We start from the raw sequence: 18015 nt of genomic DNA on the forward strand, positions 1-18015 counted from the left end.
CTCCTGGCAGTCTGAATATCCGGTAGCGAGTTGCGTTAATGCCCCTCGTCGAAAACCAGACTTTGCCGAAACCCTGGCCTTACCCAATGCCTGCGGGGGTATCGGGTGATACCAACGGTGACTCGACTATAGCGCATATGGCGACTCACGAAAGATCTCAGGGCAGAGTATTGACCCATACCCTCGCTGGCATAGCCCATGGGCCCATGATCGTGGCAGCTATTCCCCAGCTTATGAACGCATGGGAGGCCAAGGTGATCGATACCTTCAAGCAAATCCAAACGCGCCTTGAGGCAACACCGCACTTGTTGCGCCTCGGTCGGTTGTTTTCCGAAACCTTGCTCATCGAAGTGGGTGGCGATGAATTCTACCTGTCCTTTGAGAAGGGGCGCATTGTCTCGGTGGTCGAAGGTCCCAGCCGCAAGACACCTTGGCGTTTCGCGTTGCGGACCGATGCCGAGGCGCTGAACAAGTTCTGGCAGGCGCGGCCCGAGCCGGGTTTCCATGACATCTTCGGGCTGGTGAAGATCGGTCGTGGCCGGATCGACGGCGACATCCTGTGCCTCGTCAAGAACCTGCGCTTCGTCAAGGAAGTACTGACACTCGCCCGCGCAAAAGAGGAGTTGGCAGCATGAGCATCGAACCGATCACCGGCCGTTATGTCACCGTCACCGTGGGCGGTGCCCTGCGCCGCATCTATTTCGAAGAGGCCGGGCAGGGGCGTCCTGTCATCTGCCTGCACACCGCCGGGGCCGATACCCGCCAATGGCGCCATCTCTTGAACGATGCCGAGATCACCGCATCCAACCGCCTGATCGCCTTTGACATGCCCTGGCACGGCAAGTCGCTGCCGCCGGAAGGGTTCGAGATGCAGGAATACCTGCTGACGACCGAAGCCTATATCGAGACCGTACTGGCGGTGATCGAGGGGCTGGGCCTCGATCGACCCGTCCTCGCGGGCTGTTCGATGGGTGGACGTATCGCGTTGCAACTGGCGGCGCTTCACCCGGACAAGTTCAGCGGGTTCATTGCCATTGAGGCCTCTGACTTCCAGCCCGCCTGGTACGATATCGACTGGTTCCACCGCCCTGATGCCCATGGCGGCGAGATGGGCGCTGCCTTGGTATCCGCGAATATTTCGCCCTATGCGCCGAATACCGAACGCTGGAACACGCTGTGGATGTTCATGCAAAGCGGTCCGGGTGTTTTCCGGGGCGATCTGAGCTTTTACACCAAGGACGACAGCCTGATCCCGCGCCTGTCCAAGATAGATACGAGTGCCACGCCCGTTCACATCATCGTCGGCGCCTATGACCTGACCTGCACACCTGAAGACGCGGAGCGTACGGCCAAGGCCATTCCCGGTGCCACTTTGGCTGTGATGGACGAGCTCGGCCACTTTCCGATGAGCGAGCATCCCGAGGGCTTCCGCCCATTCTTTGTCGAGGCGCTGGAAAAGATGCCCGTTGCCAGCGCAAAGGCTGCATGACGATGACCAAACCTTGCATAATCTGCGTGGCGATCACGGGCAGTTTGCCGACGAAAGCCAATAACCCGGCCGTTCCGATCACGGTATCGGAACAGGTGGAATCGACTCAGGAGGCCTTTGAGGCCGGAGCCACCATTGTTCATGCCCATGTGCGTAACGATGATGAGACTCCATCTTCCGATCCGGAGAAGTTCGCCGCGCTGAAAGAGGGGATTGAGAAACATTGCCCCGGCATGATTATCCAGTTCTCGACCGGGGGGCGGTCAGGCGCCGGTCGGACACGAGGTGGGATGTTGCCGCTTTCGCCGGACATGGCCTCCCTGTCCGTCGGATCGAACAACTTCCCGACACGCGTTTACGAAAACCCGCCTGATCTGGTGGACTGGCTGGCCAGCGAAATGCTGACCTATGATGTCAAACCGGAGATCGAAGCTTTCGACCTGAGCCATATCCTGAAAGCCAGGGACATGGCCGACAAGGGTCAGCTTGCGGGGACGCCTTACATCCAGTTCGTTATGGGTGTGAAGAACGCGATGCCGGTCGATCGCGATGTGTTCGAATACTACATTCACACGGTGCATCGCCTCTTCGGCGAAGACGCGCCTTGGTGTGCCGCAGGCATCGGAGCCAATCAGCTCAAACTCAACGAATGGGCCATCGCCGCAGGTGGTCATGCCCGGACCGGGCTCGAGGACAATGTCCGCCTTGACCGCGACACGCTCGCCCCCAGCAACGCCGCGCTGGTCCGTAGGGCCGCGGACATCTGTGACAGGAACAACCGCCCCGTGGCGAGCTGGCAAGAGGCACGCCGCATTCTTGGACTGCGCCTGCCCGAGGACAACAGGAACGGACAGGCGGCATGAAGAATGTCTATGCCAACGCCACCGAAGCGCTCGACGGAGTGCTGCGGGACGGCATGCAGATCGCGGCGGTCGGGTTCAGCCTGACCGTGATGTCACCGGCATGAGGTTCGGTTTCCGTATCGAAGACGACTGCAACAAACTTTTCCATCTGGTTCTCCTTTCCATGGTCGGAACCAGTGTGCCTCTCGGCTTCCTGATACGAATATTGCGGACAAACCCGCACCCGGCTTGATAGCCGGCGAGCCTTTGTGCATGGTCTTTTGTTTGAGCGTCAGACTTGCGGCGCTTGTCTGACGGAACACCGAGTTACCAGAAAGAAGCCTTTACCGATCCGGAGATGCGGCAAATTCTAAGCTGTTTGACACCGGTGAAACGGCGGGGGAAACATCTTCCTTTCGAGGCCCGCCTGAGCCCTGAACCATTGCCCGCTGTTTTTGCGCCCGTCAAATCGGAGATTTAGGGACAACCTAACCAATGCTGCGAGATTTCGTAATTTTCGCTGCTTCTCCCCTCAACTAGACCCGGTCCAGCGACCCGCACGCAGCGGGAGTCACGGTTTATCACAGAGGGGAAGCAGAAATGCCCGTGGAAAAGACAGATACGTTGATTTTCGGCGGCGGACAGGCTGGTATCGTGATGAGCGAGCACCTTGGCAAAGCTGGTGTACCCCATCTTGTTCTGTAAAAGAATCGAACAGCCAACGCCGTTTGGCGGCATGAAACAGTCCGGTTTCGGCCGCGATCTGTCGCTGCATTCCTTCGACAAGTACACCGTTTTGAAAACCACCTGGATCAAATATCGCGCGTAAGGCGCCATGCGGCCCCGCTGCCAAGCTACCCAAGGAGACGACCATGCGCGACCCCAACTATGACATTCTGTTCGAGCCGATGCAGATCGGTCCCGTCACCGCCAAGAACCGCTTTTATCAGGTGCCGCATTGCAACGGGGGCGGCTACCGAGACCCGTCGGCTGCGGCAGAGATGCGCGGCATCAAGGCAGAGGGCGGTTGGGGCGTTATTTTCACCGAACAGTGCGAGATGCACCACACCTCGGAAATCACCCCGTTCATCGAATTGCGGCTCTGGGAAGACAAGGACATTCCGCAACTGCGTCGCATGTCGGAAAAGATGAAGGAACACGGCGCGCTGGCCGGTATCCAGCTGGCCTATTCCGGCATCAACGGCCCGAACCTCTATACCAAGGAAGTACCCCTCGCCCCTTCGGCCCTGCCGATCCGAACCTTCACCAATGACCCGGTGCAGGCCCGCGCCCTGTCCAGGACCGAAATCAAGGATCTGCGCCGCTGGTTCGTCAATGCTGCCAAGCGGTCCAGGAAGGCCGGGTTTGACCTGATTTGCCTGTACGGCGCGCATGGCTTCGGCATCTTCCAGCACTTTCTCAGCCGCGCCACCAACCAGCGCAGCGACGAATATGGTGGTAGCCTCGAAAACCGCTCGCGTTTCGTGAATGAAGTCATCGCGGACATGCGCGACACGGTGGGCGACACGATGGGCATCACGCTGCGTGTCAGTCTTGACGAAACCATCGGAGACCTCGGTTTTTCCAATGCCGAGGTGCGCGATTTCATCGAGATGAACAAGGACCTGCCCGATCTCTGGGACCTGGCGCAGGGCACGTGGGAGGATTGTTCTGGCCCGTCGCGCTTCAAGGAAGAGGCGGCGCAGGAACAGCTTGTGCGCGGCATTCACGAACTGACCGACAAGCCCATCGTTGGCGTGGGGCGCTTCACCTCGCCCGACGTGATGGCAAGGATGGTCAAATCCGGTACGCTCGATTTCATCGGCTGCGCGCGCCCTTCGATCGCCGATCCGTTCCTGCCGAAAAAGGTCGAGGAAGGCCGGATCGAGGACATCCGCGAATGTATCGGCTGCAACATCTGCATCACCGGCGACATGACCATGTCGATCAGCCGCTGCACCCAGAACCCCACCTTCATGGAGGAATGGCGCAAGGGCTGGCATCCGGAGAAGATGAACGCCAAGGGCGACAGCGACAATGTGCTGGTCATCGGCTCCGGCCCGGCCGGGCTGGAAGCGGCCTGGGCTTTGTGCCGCCGGGGGTACAACGTGGCGGTAGCCGAAGCGCGCGACGTCATCGGCGGCCGGGTCACACGCGAACGCACCCTGCCGGGGCTCAGCGCCTGGGGTCGGGTCGTTGACTACCGCGATTACCAGCTTTCGCAGCGCCCGGACGTGGAGATCTATCGCGCAAGCCCCCTGACTGCCGAAGACGTGATGGAATTCGGCTTCCAGAACGTGGCGATTGCTACGGGTGCCACCTGGCGGCGTGACGGTGTGTCACGTCAGCACGTGGTGCCGATGCCCATCGACGCGAAGGCCAAGGTCTACACCCCCGACGATCTGATGGACGGTACGGTTCCGGGTGGCAACGTGGTGATCTACGACGACGATCACTACTACATGGGCGGCGTGCTGGCCGAACTGCTGGCCAAGCAGGGCGCGAAGGTCACGCTGATCACCCCGTCCGCCTTCGTGTCCGACTGGACGAACAACACGCTGGAACAGGCGACGATCCATGCACGGCTGGACGAAATGGGCGTCGATATCGTGCTGAACCGCGGCGTGACCGAAATCCACACCGATCACGTGGTGTCGAACTGTGTCTATACCGGCAAAACCCGCGCCTATGAGGCCGATGCGGTTGTCATGGTCGCATCGCGTACCGGTAACGACGGGCTCTACCACGATCTGATGGCGCGGCAGGATGATTGGGCCGATGCGGGCATCCGATCGGTCAAGCTATTCGGTGATGCCGAGGCCGCGGGCCCGATCGCCTGGGCCACCTATGCCGGCCATCGCTATGCCCGTGAACTGGATGGCGACGACATTGGCGACGATCTGCCCTTCCGCCGCGAAATCACGGAGTTGGCCACGGAATGACGACTGTCACGCCCCACGACAGGACGCGCGAAATTCTCGAGCGTCTGATCGCCTTTCCCACGGTCAGTGCAGCCAGCAACCGGGTGCTGATCGACTACGCCGAAGACCTGTTGCGCACGGCGGGTTTCACGACGCAACGCATCGCCGACCCGGAGTTGCCCAAGTCCGGTCTGGTTGCGCGCATCGGGCCAGACGGGCCGGGCGGGGTGATGTTGTCGGCCCATAGCGACGTGGTCCCGGTCGAAGGCCAGAACTGGACCCGCCCGCCCTTCGAATTAACGCGCGAAGAAGACCGGCTTTATGGGCGTGGCGCCACCGACATGAAGGGCTATCTTGCCGCGATGCTGTCGCTTGCGGAACGGGCAGGCAAGGCGCTACCCGTGCAGCCTTTGATGCTGGTCATATCCTATGACGAAGAGGTTGGTTGTCAGGGCATCCGCAAGATGCTGCCGGGGATACAGGCGCTTGGCTGGCGTCCTGAACTCTGCATCGTAGGGGAACCCACCTCGATGCGTCCGGCCATTGGCCACAAGGGCAAGGCGGCATTTCGGGCCACCTTGCGTGGCACGGCGGGGCACTCGGCGCTTGCGCCGCGCTTCGTCAACGCTCTTCACCTTGCCGGAGAAGTGCTGACCACGCTGCGAGTATTGCAGGAGGGCTATGCCGCTTCGAACACCCGCGATACGGCCTATGATATTCCCTATTCCACCGTTCACGCGGGTCGGATGCAGGGCGGTACCGCGCTCAACATCGTGCCCGACCGGGCCGAGATCGAGTTCGAATTGCGCCACCTTGCCGCCGACCGCCTTGAGGATTTCGAGGCACGGCTGAAGCAGGAAGTTGAGGCGCTGAGCGCGCGATGGCAGACCGAGGCTCCCGAAGCCGGTGTGGATGTCATCTGCACAAACACCTATCCCGGGCTCGATGTGGCGCCGGACGCGCCGGAGGTGGCGCGTGTCTCTGCGCTCTGCGGTTCCGAGGAAGTCATCAAGGTCGTATTCGGCACCGAGGCTGGCTTTTTCGCGAAGCTCGGAATGCCGACCGTGGTCTGCGGACCGGGCGACATGGAAGGGCAGGGACATAAGGCGGATGAGTATGTCACTAAGTCTCAGCTCGCGGCGTGCGACAACATGATGGACCGGATCCTGGTCGAATTGACGGCGTATTCAACCCGTGCCCAAAAGCCGGCCGGTCTGTGACGCGATCCATTCTTCCGCATGCTTCAGAAATGCCTTGTGCAATTGCGTCTGGTCGGTGTCCGAGATCATCAAGAGTCCCAGCTTCATGGGACGCGGTTGGCCCGTCAGCGGAATGAACCGCATCGGTTTCCCATCTGGCGCGAGATCGTTCATCGGGCGGACATTGACGATCGAATACCCGAACCCGTTGGCAACAAGTCCGCGCATCACGGCCATGTCCCGTGTGCGTTCCGCAATGATTGCGCGCAGCCCGGCACGGGTAAAGAAGGACAGGAAATAATCAGAGCTGTGCGGCAGGTCGAGCAGAACCATGGGGTGTGGCGCGAGTTCCTCGATCGAGACCGCCTTCAGATGCGCGAGGGGATGCGTTTCACTCAGCGCAACCAGCGGCGGAAGCTCGATTATCGGATGAAAACTCAGATCGCGAGGAAGATCCAGGTCATAGGTTAGGGCAAGGTCGATCTTGGCCTGCCGCAACAGTCCGAAGAGTTCGGATTGATCCGCCTCGATCTGGCGGATACGGACGTCGCTGTACTGCTCTGTAAAACTGCGGCGCAGACCTGGCAGCACGATTTGCGCAAAAGTACTCAGGCAACCGACGGCAAGTGGGCCACGGATTGAGCCCGACAAAGACGCCGCCAGATCGTTGAGTACAGCGGCTTGACGCAATACCATCTGGGCATGATCCAGCAGGTTGCGGCCAGCTGGGGTCGGGGTGAGGCCTTGCGCGTGATGCCGGACAAAAAGCTTGACCCCCAGTTCCTCTTCCAACTGCGAGATGCTCGCCGAAATCGACGGCGACGACACATTCACCTGTTGCGAGGCCGCAGCGATACTGCCTGTTTCCCCAACGGCAACAAAGTATTCAAGCTGACGCAGCGTATAGCGGAGTGGCATCTTTAATTCCGGATCACGAACTTCGTTCTGACATCTTCTCCGACGTGCAGCGAAATGGCAGCGATCATTGATTTAAGTGGTTCTAATACTGAATGAAATTCTGTATCAGGACAAGTTTTCTTCGAGTGCGTCGAACTCTGCGAGCGAGTGTTGACGCTCGGGCATGTCCGGTGCGTGCCAATCACCGTAGGTCGCCGTTTCGGGTGCAGTAGGGCCTTTGTGGCAGGTCTTGTCATCCAGACCGGCAGCATCGCGAACCAGGCTCAGGGGGCCGTCCCAATCGAAGGTGTGATACACCGATGCGAGATGCGCATGGGGTGGCGACTGGCCAAAAAGCTGAAACGACAGTTTGTGGCTGGCGTGCTCGGAATTGATCAGATCCCGGGTGAAGGCCATCAGTTTGCGCCGGTCCTCAGCGACGACATCTTCTCCGATGCTCAGGTAGTTTTTCAACCAGTCCGCAGTTTCGGGGTCGTCGAAACTGGCCGCACTTGGCATCAGCGCCAGCTGACCACCGCTCAGTTCGCGCACAATTTGCATCATGGCATTCAATTCTGAGACCGCATGAACGCGTCCCGCAAAGAGCAGCGATTGGTTCGGCATCATCTGTCCGGCCGGTGATTTTTCGGCGAGTACAATCGCTGCAGTCAGATGGGCGTGGATTGCCTCGCGCCAGACAGACAGACGGGTCAGTTTGTCCCGGACGGCCTGTTCTCGATCTATCCCGGTCTGACGGCAACTCAGCAAGGCCGCCCCGATCAGGAAGTCGGCGAAGACCAGGATGCGATGCACAAAGAAGAAGGCAGAGTATCTGTGCAGCGTGGACCGGATCAGGGTCGCCGCCCGCGGCTGGCGATGGAACAGCACGTGTTCCCAGGGGATCAGGACATCATCGAAGACGACCAGCGCTTCGATTTCATCAAATCGGTTGGACAGCGGATAGTCGCGTTCCGTGCCGGGACGAGAAAAGCCGGAACGGCATATGAACTTCAGCCCCTTTGCATTCAGATCGCAGATGAATCCCACGGCGTATTCGTCGGGCAGGGTATCTCCCCAATTTGCGATGTTGGGCTTGGTGTAAGCCAGATCCGCATAAGGGGCTGCTGTTTCGAACTTCGCGCCGCGCACGACGATGCCGGCATCGGTTTCCTTGACAACACGCAGCAATGTGTCGGGGTTCTTTGGACCCGGCTGCTCTGCACGATTGCCCTTCGGGTCAGTGTTCGCAGAGATGCGAAACAGGTCATCGGTTTGCGAAGCAAGTATCTGCGCGTCGATGTTTCCTGCGAATTGAGGGTCCATGTCCACCAGCGCATCGCGACAATCCCGAAGCGACCAGAATTCGGCAACGGTCTCATCGCCTGTGCGGGATGCGATCCCTCCAAGCTGCGAGAACACCCGTTCGTTTGCCCGCCGCTTCGCCCACCAATGCGCTTGGGAAAAAGGAACAGCCGCAATGATTGTTCTGGAATGTCCACCGACGGTGCTGGTCAGGACATCCCGGTGTTGCGGGTCTGCCTGCATATCATAGATGCGTGCACGCAGATCGACTGCAGGAGCAAACGCAGGGTGTGTCGTCACGTCCTTAATGCGTTCACCATCCAGAAATATATCTCGGTCTTTGCGGATCGCGGCGCGATAGTCGCTGCTTGTACGTATCATGATCCTGCTCGTTGCGTCTGAAACTAAACCATTCTCGCATGGCTTCGGCCACCCGCGAAAGAAGGGGTTGGCTTGGCGGCGCTTCGAGGCAACCTAAGCAATGCGGTTGAACGCCCAGTAGATATAACGCTCCACCACCTCACCGGTCGGTTTCGCAATTATCGATTGCGAGTCTGCCGTAGACTTCCGCCAATATTTGTTTTATTTATATATACTTACAAAAACTACCGCCATCGAGAAGTGCATGTTTAGGCTCTGCCTAATCAGGTCTTTCGCAACTACTCATTTACCCAACTGGCCTTCATGTCGTTGACCTGCGGCAAGATCGAAACCCGGTTTCCATCCCCGAATTGAAAACGGATGACCCGGCCGGCACGAGGATAGCCAGATGTGGGCTTCGTGGAACAATCCGCGCGGGTGCTGACATCATGAGCGACACTGCCCATATTGCACCCGCCGCGTGTGCCGGGTCGCCCGCACGCCGCGCGCTGCTGAACCTTGCCTGTCTGGGTCTGCTGCCGTCCTGGCTGATCATGGGTTTTGCGCTCTCGCTGCCCATTCTCATCGTGGCTGCGGTTTCCGTGTCTATGTCTGGATGATCATCCTGGCCCAGCGGGCCGCCCGCAAGGAGGCAACGGCATGAGCATCCAATACGACGTCAAACACTATCTCGGCCTTGGTGCCCTAAGCGTCGCCTTCTTCGTCTACCTCTATGCACCGTTGTTGATGGTATTCATCTACTCCTTGAACGCCAGCCCGATCACCGGCGTTTGAACCGAGTTTTCTTTTAGGTGGTCTGGATCCGCTCTCGACAACAAGGCACTGATAACGGCACTTGAGACTTCTCTCATCGTTGCCGGGATTGCCACCGTGGTGGTCACAACGATCGCTCGGATGGCCGCGCTGGCCATCATCCGCGGCAAAAATGTCCGGTTCCGCAAACTGTCAGAATTCGTGCTTGTCCGACGATGAATGATGGATCGATGTCACGCCGTCCAGACCGGTGTGGCCACGTCGAACATCGGGCTGAAGCTGTCCAGCGCCGCAAACAGCGCCTCTACTGCATATAGATCCCCCTCTATTGCGACCTCTCCTTCGCCAAGCGCGCTTGCGCCGACTGCGACCATGGCCAGCGCCTGATGAGTCAGGCACCCCCTTGAAAGACGCGGGGCCAGAACCCGGTCGCGGTCGCTGATCCTGAGATTGATAACGAATGCCTTGCGAGCAACCTTCGCGCGGATCAATCGGACCCCCATGAAATCCAGCATGATCGAGGCGTCCATCGCCTGCATCAGGTCCGGCCCCAGCGTTTTGGAAATCGACGCCCTGCCGCAAATCCTGGGCCACATAGAGACAGGAAATGCGCCATGTGGCGCATTTCCTGTCTGATAGCCCGGCTGTTCGAAAAAATCGGCCAGCAGCTCTCAGGCCTCCGCATTGTCGAGATCGGGATGGACAAGCTTGCCCAGAACCTCGCCACCCGGCGGAACTCGCCCTTGTCAAAATCCTCGGTGGTGCGCGCCAGAACTGCGTCGGCGCCGCCCATGCCGTCCAGCGTCCAATTCTGCATCCGAGTTCGATTTATTGCGGAATTGCATTCCGACTTAGATCGGTGGAGCTGCGCGCTCGGTAATCAATTGCCTGGCAGTAACCCTTTCGCGATGTATCATGTACAATCCCGCGCCGATGATGATGGCAATGCCGGTCAGGGTCAGCGTGTTGGGGAAATCCTGGAACACCAGATATCCCAGCAAGGCCGCGACTGGTAATTCCAGGTATTGCAGTGGCGCCAGGGTGGCAGAAGGCGCCAGCGACAGCGCATAGGTCATCATCATGTGACTGAGCGTGGCGAAGAACCCAACGCCCAGCAGCCACAGCCACGCAATCCCTGCTGGCCAAACCGGATCCAGCAGTTCATCGCCCGAACCTTCGGCCAGCATCATCACCGGCACGCAAAACACGCCGGCGATCAGGCCCGTGTAGAATTGCAGGGTCACGGGGTGAACCTGCCGCGACAGACCGCGCGTAACAAGAATATAGAACGCGAACCCCACTGCCGTACCAAGTGGAAACAGTGCCACGGCGCCAAACGCTTCGAAACTGGGTTGGATGACGAACAGGACTCCCACGAACCCGACGATGGCCGCCCCCACGCGGCGGGCGCCGACATCTTCGCCAAGGTAGAATTTGCCGACCAGCAACACGATGAACGGGGCCACGAAGACAATCGCCAGCGCGTCTGCAAGCGGCATAACGCGGATGGCGGCGATGAAGCAAAAGGTCGAGACCAGCAAAAGCATCGCACGAAACAGCAATGCAGGCCATTGTGCGCGCGCCACGCGCAACGACAGCCCCATCAGCCACACGAACGGTGCCATCAACGCACATTGGACGACAAAGCGTGCGGCAGTTATCTGCCCTACCGGGACGCTTTCCGATGCCAGCTTGGCGGCCACATCAAGCAAGGGGGCAGTTAGGCAAAACCCCAGCATCAGGGCGACGCCTGCAAGGGTGCGGTCCTTTGCGGGGATTGAAGAGGCGCTTTGGGTCATTGCCTCACATAAATCCATCAACACGCGCCCGTCCATGCCAATTGTGACGCGAGAAGGCGGATACGAGCGCCCGGCAATCGTTCGTTTCTCGCTGGAAACGGTTGTTCCATGCTCTGAGATAGAATGGCTGAAAAGTCCGCCGAGCGGTCCGTGATGCTAACCGGCTTCACGTCCGCAAAGGGCGCCAGGCTGAGGATCTGTAATTTGCGGAGTTCGGCGGTGTTTCCCTTGAGGGTTTCAAGGATCTGTCCGCACTGATTGCTGTGTCGTTCGTCCCTGCATTCCCTCTCGGGACACCGCCCTCGGATCAGCTCGCCGGCTACACCGCTGGCAAATGATTTCTATCTCGCCTCACGCTTCGAACAAAGTGCTGTCACGCAGCATTGCGTTCGTGAAAACGGAAAGTCGTCTGGCAAGCGCCGTGCGCGCGTTTCTCAGACCTCGACGTTTGGTGATCTTCTGGGCCAAGGTCTTGAAGGCAGAGTAGCCACGACTGCGCGTCAGGATCGAGTTGGCAGCTTCTCAGAGCAGCTTGCGGACCATGCAGACAGCCGGAAATCAATGGATCCTGAGCCTAGAGAGTCTTGAGGTATTCCAGCAGAGAAGAGCGCTCTCGCTCGCTCAACCGGTCGCTATAGACGTGACCCTGGTTCCCGTAACCTCTTAGCGTGGTGTCATAGATCAGTCTTCGCGCCTCTGGGTCCGCTTCCTCTTCCTGCCCGGAGGACAGGACGTCGAAGCGCCATCCCATCGCCTCGGGATCGTACTCCCTTGGTTCGCGAAGGTGGCGCCAGTACTTGGGCCTTAGGTTGCTGGAGAGCAGCGTCTTCATGTCCGGCACTGAACCGTTATGCAGATAGGGTGCCGTGGCCCAGATCCCATCGAGAGGCGGAGCTATGTAGCCGGGTGCCGGATTTGCGCTTTCGGTGTCTCCGTAAGGAGAGCGCGCCACCCAGGCGTAGAACCTGTCCCGCGATCCATTCGTTGCCTCGGTCGCATAGGCAGGATCGGTTCCGACTTCGGTAACCGAATAGACACGATTGGGAAAAGTTTCATTATCGCCATAGGTGCCGTGGCAAGCGCTGCATTCTCGGAGGAAGATGTCTTCTCCCTCTGCTGCCAGCTCTCCATCGACCGGATACGGGAATTCAGGGGGTTTCAACGAGGTAATGAACGCATGAATGTCAGGCGCATAGGCATCTATTTCTGCGACATCCTCCGTTCCATCAATGCACAACATTGATGCCAAGAGCATGAAACGCGCGTGTTCGCCCCTGCCGATTGTCGTGTAGAACATCGCGTTCTTCTTGCGCATGCCCCACCAAGGCGGGACACTGATTGGCAGTGGGTCCCGCGGAGGCGGGTCGATAAGAGGTGTATCCGACCACTTGAGCGTTTCGGGGTCGAGCCTGGACATGAGGGCCCAAGTGAGGTTGGGCGCTGGGTTCACGCCGATCGTTCTTGTCTGGACGTAGGGAGCGATAGCGTCGATGCGATCGGCCCAATTTTCCCAGGCTTTGGTTTCGGCGGCTCCACGAACGTAATTGCCCGTTTGCAGAACCAATCTGCTTGGATCACGCGTGAAATCCGCGAATTCGTTTCCCAAGCCGATGATGATTTCATCATCGATACGCCCGGCATGGCAGGTCAGGCAGTTGTTGGAGATGATCTCGACGCCATCTTCATTCACGTGGGAGGTGAGCGCATAAGGCAGGTCGGCGTTACGGCCCTCGCGCTCGATCAGACGTTCGCTTGCTGCTGTATCAGGATTGAGGCGGCGATAGGCGTTGTAGGGTATTCCACAGCTGACATAGGGCGCATTCAGAAGGGCGTGCTGGCCAGCCTCGGCGTCACCCGAGCGCTGCTGAGAGGGCAAGACTGGTCCCGTAGGGGAGCGGAACTGGCCAGAGCCAGGCGCTGTTTCTCGATCGCCGAGTGAAATCAGGGTCCAGATCGCTCCACCGGTCAAAGCGGACAACAAGACGACAAGCCCACCGATCAGCACGCCACGTTTCATCACTGTTCATACCCCGTCAGTTGCAGTGTCCCAAACCCGGATACAGGTATCTGGGCACGACTCCCCCTGACCCGTACGATACCGCTCCAGAGAGGGACCGCAAAATCAAGCCATTGAGCGTCGAACAAGGGCTCGATCGAGATGTCCATTTCGGGACCCAGAATCTGCCAGGCGATCGGATAATCTGCCCCGGTCGAGGGGGACTGCCATGTTCTGGAAGCAATCATTTGAATAGTCTCGTCGTCTAGGGAAATGACCTCGCCATCCGGTTCAAATATGGCGCCGTTCACGGCCACAGCGCCTCTGCCGTCGATCCTGTGTGAGCGGACTGCCGAAATCTCTGCTCCATCCTCAAGTTGCAACTGCAACCGGTCTAATGCGACCGGACCTGCACCTGGCAGGGGAAGTTCTCCCCATAGATGATCGAACCATGCGGTTCCCGTGACCGCTTTCTTTCCGTGTCCTTTATCGAGGGTTCCTTCAACCGTGAGCCGGGTCATGGAATAACCCGCGAAGGGCGCGTCTGTGCCATTCGGCTCCAGGGCGACAGCCGGCTTGGCGGGGCGCATCACAAGCTCCAGGGCAGCCTTGTCGCCAATTGTTGCGTAGAGCGTCAGTGTCGCCTGGGCACCGTCATCCCCGAACCTGAGAGACCAGTTGTCGAGACGAAGCTCCCCGGCATCCCGATCGAAACCAGAAAGTCTGGTTATGCCCCGTCCGAAACGTTCCTCTTGCGTGACCTTCGCCGAATTTGCGTCGAGAAGGGCGACGTGCGCCCGCTCAAGTTCTCTGACATCCCAAATCGACTCTTTCGGTGATGCTGTCGGGGCTACAGTGCCGATGCGTAAGAAAAGGAACTGGAAGCCAAGTTCGTCACCATTCTCATCCGTCAGATGGGTCAGCACCTGCCATGTCTCTGTGCGTGAAATGTCGTGGGCCCCATGGTCCTCTGGCAGCTTCAGTTGCCAATCCGAGGGCGGTCGTTCAAAGCCTTCATCAGAGATGTTCGCCAAGACTGAAACAAGATCAGGTTCCCCGGACCCACTTCGCAAGGACACTTCCGGCCTCTGGATCGGCAGCACCCAATAAATGGCAACTCCGACTGCGAAGGCTGCACCGACCGCCAGAAGTATCTTCTTCATTACAGCTCTTCGCCTCCCCCTAGAGTTCTCCAGCATTAATTGTAGGGCCCATTATTCTGGACGCCACATCGGCATCCCTTTTGATCACATCTGTTTCTTGCGTGGAGATTAACGGCCGCTTTCCTGGTCGGGGTATTGGGTCAAGCTCGTTTTTCCATCTTTTGCAGGGGCTTGTTGGCGAAACCAGGCTGGCCACCCGCGACGGGCCTTCAGTCACATCTAGTGAAGCGGGCGTTCCAACGAGCGATCGCGGAATGATATTCCGCGTTCACATCACGGTTCGTCCACGTCGAGCACGAAAGTTTGCTCTTCCATCCGGTTTTCGATCAGTCTCAGGATTTCGGGCCGGATCGGGCCGGTTTCCGGATTGAACAGCCCTGTCCGTTTCAGCGCCGCGCGCACGTTAATGTCGCGCCCCAGATATTCCAGCGCGACCTTCGACGCCCCCGGTTTGCGACCGCGGCGGGTGGGCCCGCCTGTCTGGATGCCCATCAGAATGTCCAGACGGCTGCGGTGGCTGGGGTAAAGAGTGGCCTGCGTGATCGAGTTCATTGCGACCGACTCGTATTCCATGATGTAGATGCGGTCGGCGAGGAAGAACAAGACGCCTTCGTATTTGTTCAGCCCCCAAGAGCGGTCCGTCTCGGGGTCGCGCAGCACCTCGATGTTTTTCCAGTAGTATTTCTCGCCTTCCTTGTAGACCAGCGCGAGCGAGCGGATAACCTTGCCGGGATTTCCGAACGAGTAGAAATAGCGGTAGTAGTAGCCAAGATATTTTTCCAGGCTCTGGCTGCGCTGATAAAGTCGGTCGAGGTGGCGCAGCGGTTTGCTCAACGCCTCCTGCTGGACCGGCTTGCGCTTGATTGCGACGATATCCTCGAACTGGGGCGCATCGAGCAGCAATTCGGCCTCGGACACGCCGAAGAAATCGCAGATGCGCCGCATGTTGTGACGCGACGGCCGCGCGCTGCCGGCCAGATACTTGTTGAACTGCTGACGGTTGAATTCGAGCTTGCGGCAAACCTCGGCGATGGAGGGGTAATAGCTGCATAGAAGGGAAAGGTTCTGGCTCAGGGAGTCCTGCATGGAATTTGTGTAAAGTGATGCTGTTTTCGCGTCAATCCGCGAATGCGTGCGAAATTGCTTGCGCCCCCGGCTCCCGTAATCTGGTGCGGTTGGCATGTCTGAAGGCGCATATGCCGCGCGCCGGACCAGCGGACGAGGGAGAGACAGAGAATGCAGTACGTGGACGTGTTCCCGCATCCGATCAGGGAAATCCGGCATACCGAGATCGAGATGACCGATGGCTGCAAGCTGGCGGCGCGCATCTGGATGCCGGAGGGGGCCGAAGCCGCGCCTGTTCCCGCGATCCTCGAATATCTTCCGTATCGCAAGAACGATTTCACGACGGCACGCGACGCCTCGATGCAACCCTATCTGGCCGGGCACGGCTATGCGGTCATCCGTCTGGACCTGCGCGGCGCAGGGGATTCCGAGGGGCTGATGGTCGATGAATACCTGCCGCAGGAACTGCAGGATGGCTGCGACGCGATTGCCTGGATCGCGGATCAGCCATGGTGCGATGGCAATGTTGGCATGATCGGGATCTCATGGGGCGGCTTCAATGGCTTGCAGATTGCCGCCCTGCAGCCGCCCGCGCTGAAAACGGTGATCACGCTTTGCTCTACCGATGATCGTTATGCCGATGACATACACTACATGGGCGGCTGCCTTCTGGGCGAGCAGTTGAGCTGGGCCTCGATCATGTTCGGGCGCAATACGTTACCACCCGACCCAGCAAATGTGGGCGCGAAATGGCGCGACATGTGGCTGGAGCGGATGGAAGGCAGCGGGCTGTGGTTGAAGAACTGGCTGGAACATCAGCGCCGCGACGCCTTTTGGAAGCATGGCTCGATCTGCGAGGACTGGTCGAAGGTGCAAGTCCCGGTCTATGCGGTCTCGGGCTGGGCCGACGGGTATTGCCGAAGCGTCTTTCGTCTGATGGAGAACCTGCCGGGGCCGAAAAAGGGCTTGGTTGGACCTTGGGCCCATCGCTATCCGCATATGGGTGAGCCCGGGCCGGCGATCGGGTTTCTTCAGGAGGAATTGCGCTGGTGGGATCATTGGCTCAAGGGACGTGATACCGGCATCATGGACGAGCCGATGCTGCGGCTGTTCATGCAGGACAGCGTTGCGCCCAAGGGTCATTACGAGAACCGCCCGGGCCGCTGGATTGCCGAGCCAAGCTGGCCCTCGCCGCAAGTGGCGCGAACCGTGTTCCACCTGACGCCCGAGGGCGGATTAAGTCCAGAGCGACCATCCGCAGGCGCAGTTCTGCATCACCACAGCCCCGCGGATGTGGGCATGGCCGCAGGCAAATGGTGCGGTTACAGCAAACCGGGCGACGCGCCGGTGGATCAACGCCGCGAGGACGCCGGCAGCCTGTGTTTCGAGATTGACGTGCCCGAAGAGGGTCTGGCTTTTGCGGGCGATGCTAAGGTGCATCTGCGCCTGAGCGTCGACCGCCCCGTGGCGCAGCTTGCCGCGCGGCTGGTTGACGTGCATCCCGACGGGCGCGCGACGCGGATATCCTTTGGCGTGTTCAACCTGACCCACCGTAATGGACATGATCGCCCCGAGGCGCTGGAGCCAGGGAAGGTCTATGACATCACGATTCCGCTGAAACACGTCGCACAGGCTCTGCCCGCCGGGCACCGTTTGCGGCTGGCCCTGTCCACCAGCTATTTCCCGATGATCTGGCCCGCGCCCCAGCCGGTTACGCTGTCGCTTCATACGCTAGGCAGCGCACTGGAATTACCCCTGCGCCCCGCGTCGAGTCTGGATGACGGGTTGCCGGCGTTTGGTCCTGCCGAGGCCGGATCGCCGCCACCGATGGAGCAACTGGCTGATCCGGAGAGTTATTTCCGGATCGTCGAGAATGCGGCCCAGGGCGAGATCCAATTGCAGATTGCCGATGGCGGTGGCGACACGCGGCTTCTGACGAACGACATCACGATGCACAAGCAAGGTTATGAAACCTATGGCGTGAGGCTGGACGATGTCACCTCGGCCTGGGGGCACACCGAATGGCATTATGGTCTCAGCCGGGGAGATTGGTCCGTGCGGTCCGAAACGCGCACCACGCTGCGCGCGGATGCCCGGTCGTTCATCGTCAGCGCCGAATTGCGCGCCTGGGAGGGCGGCGAACTGGTGACGGAAAAGCACTGGGAAGAGCGCATCGCGCGTGACCATGTGTGAGACAGTGGACGCAAT

At 59.4% G+C, this 18015-nt stretch carries 15 protein-coding genes and 1 pseudogene; 9 read left to right on the forward strand and 7 right to left on the reverse strand.

Translation table 11 applies throughout. The features are described 5' to 3' along the window. The first annotated feature begins 38 nt into the window (after positions 1–38). The 6 genes and pseudogenes from BLT75_RS15120 to argE all read left to right on the forward strand — a co-directional run bounded on the left by BLT75_RS15120 (position 39) and on the right by argE (position 6472). A complete protein-coding gene (locus tag BLT75_RS15120) occupies positions 39–635 on the forward strand; it encodes a hypothetical protein (protein WP_342727665.1) in 597 nt (198 codons plus the stop codon). Further along, complete coding sequence (locus BLT75_RS15125; protein ID WP_093033440.1) at positions 632–1489, forward strand: alpha/beta fold hydrolase; 858 nt, start codon at positions 632–634, stop codon at positions 1487–1489. The genes BLT75_RS15120 and BLT75_RS15125 overlap by 4 nt, the downstream gene beginning before the upstream one ends. A 2-nt stretch (positions 1490–1491) precedes the next feature. Further along, a complete protein-coding gene (locus tag BLT75_RS15130) occupies positions 1492–2352 on the forward strand; it encodes a 3-oxoadipate:acetyl-CoA acetyltransferase (RefSeq protein ID WP_093033734.1) in 861 nt (286 codons plus the stop codon). Between the two features lie 700 nt (positions 2353–3052). Further along, positions 3053–3160 (forward strand): annotated as a pseudogene (locus BLT75_RS24110) (aldehyde dehydrogenase family protein); the annotation flags it as partial. A 43-nt stretch (positions 3161–3203) separates the two neighbouring features. Further along, the gene (locus BLT75_RS15135; RefSeq protein ID WP_093033443.1) at positions 3204–5273 is read left to right on the forward strand and encodes an oxidoreductase; all 2070 of its coding nucleotides are present in this window, start codon (positions 3204–3206) and stop codon (positions 5271–5273) included. After that, positions 5270–6472, forward strand: coding sequence for an acetylornithine deacetylase (argE, locus tag BLT75_RS15140; protein ID WP_093033446.1), 1203 nt, complete (start codon positions 5270–5272; stop codon positions 6470–6472). The genes BLT75_RS15135 and argE overlap by 4 nt, the downstream gene beginning before the upstream one ends. On the opposite strand, the gene BLT75_RS15145 is transcribed toward argE, so the two are convergent. Further along, positions 6440–7369, reverse strand: coding sequence for a LysR family transcriptional regulator (locus tag BLT75_RS15145; protein WP_093033449.1), 930 nt, complete (start codon positions 7367–7369; stop codon positions 6440–6442). The genes argE and BLT75_RS15145 overlap by 33 nt on opposite strands. A gap of 105 nt (positions 7370–7474) precedes the next feature. After that, the gene (locus tag BLT75_RS15150; RefSeq protein WP_093033452.1) at positions 7475–9031 is read right to left on the reverse strand and encodes a 4-hydroxyphenylacetate 3-hydroxylase family protein; all 1557 of its coding nucleotides are present in this window, start codon (positions 9029–9031) and stop codon (positions 7475–7477) included. Between the two features lie 428 nt (positions 9032–9459). Here BLT75_RS15150 and BLT75_RS24410 point away from each other — a divergent pair, with 428 nt between their 5' ends. Both BLT75_RS24410 and BLT75_RS25090 read left to right on the forward strand, forming a co-directional pair. Then, positions 9460–9630: a hypothetical protein gene (locus BLT75_RS24410; RefSeq protein ID WP_176828049.1), complete on the forward strand. Its 171-nt coding sequence runs from the start codon at positions 9460–9462 to the stop codon at positions 9628–9630. A 40-nt stretch (positions 9631–9670) separates the two neighbouring features. Continuing rightward, a complete protein-coding gene (locus BLT75_RS25090; protein WP_281243168.1) occupies positions 9671–9805 on the forward strand; it encodes a hypothetical protein in 135 nt (44 codons plus the stop codon). Positions 9806–10017: 212 nt separating this feature from the next. Here the strand turns inward: BLT75_RS25090 and BLT75_RS15155 are convergent, their stop codons facing one another. The 5 genes from BLT75_RS15155 to BLT75_RS15180 form a co-directional block, all read right to left on the reverse strand. Beyond that, on the reverse strand, positions 10018–10380 hold the full coding sequence (locus BLT75_RS15155) for an alkyl sulfatase C-terminal domain-containing protein (RefSeq protein ID WP_093033455.1): 363 nt from the start codon (positions 10378–10380) through the stop codon (positions 10018–10020). 255 nt (positions 10381–10635) lie between these two features. Then, positions 10636–11583, reverse strand: a complete 948-nt coding sequence (locus BLT75_RS15160; protein ID WP_093033736.1) for a DMT family transporter — start codon at positions 11581–11583, stop codon at positions 10636–10638. 574 nt (positions 11584–12157) lie between these two features. Next, on the reverse strand, positions 12158–13600 hold the full coding sequence (locus BLT75_RS15165) for a c-type cytochrome (RefSeq protein WP_143028571.1): 1443 nt from the start codon (positions 13598–13600) through the stop codon (positions 12158–12160). Next, the gene (locus tag BLT75_RS15175) at positions 13600–14742 is read right to left on the reverse strand and encodes a lipocalin-like domain-containing protein (RefSeq protein WP_176828051.1); all 1143 of its coding nucleotides are present in this window, start codon (positions 14740–14742) and stop codon (positions 13600–13602) included. The genes BLT75_RS15165 and BLT75_RS15175 overlap by 1 nt, the downstream gene beginning before the upstream one ends. A gap of 273 nt (positions 14743–15015) precedes the next feature. Then, positions 15016–15828, reverse strand: coding sequence for a helix-turn-helix domain-containing protein (locus BLT75_RS15180; protein WP_093033468.1), 813 nt, complete (start codon positions 15826–15828; stop codon positions 15016–15018). A gap of 150 nt (positions 15829–15978) precedes the next feature. On the opposite strand from BLT75_RS15180, the gene BLT75_RS15185 reads away from it, so the two are divergent. Beyond that, complete coding sequence (locus BLT75_RS15185) at positions 15979–18000, forward strand: CocE/NonD family hydrolase (RefSeq protein ID WP_093033471.1); 2022 nt, start codon at positions 15979–15981, stop codon at positions 17998–18000. The last annotated feature ends 15 nt before the right edge of the window (positions 18001–18015 follow it).

This window comes from Ruegeria marina (assembly GCF_900101475.1).
GTDB lineage: Bacteria > Pseudomonadota > Alphaproteobacteria > Rhodobacterales > Rhodobacteraceae > Ruegeria_B > Ruegeria_B marina.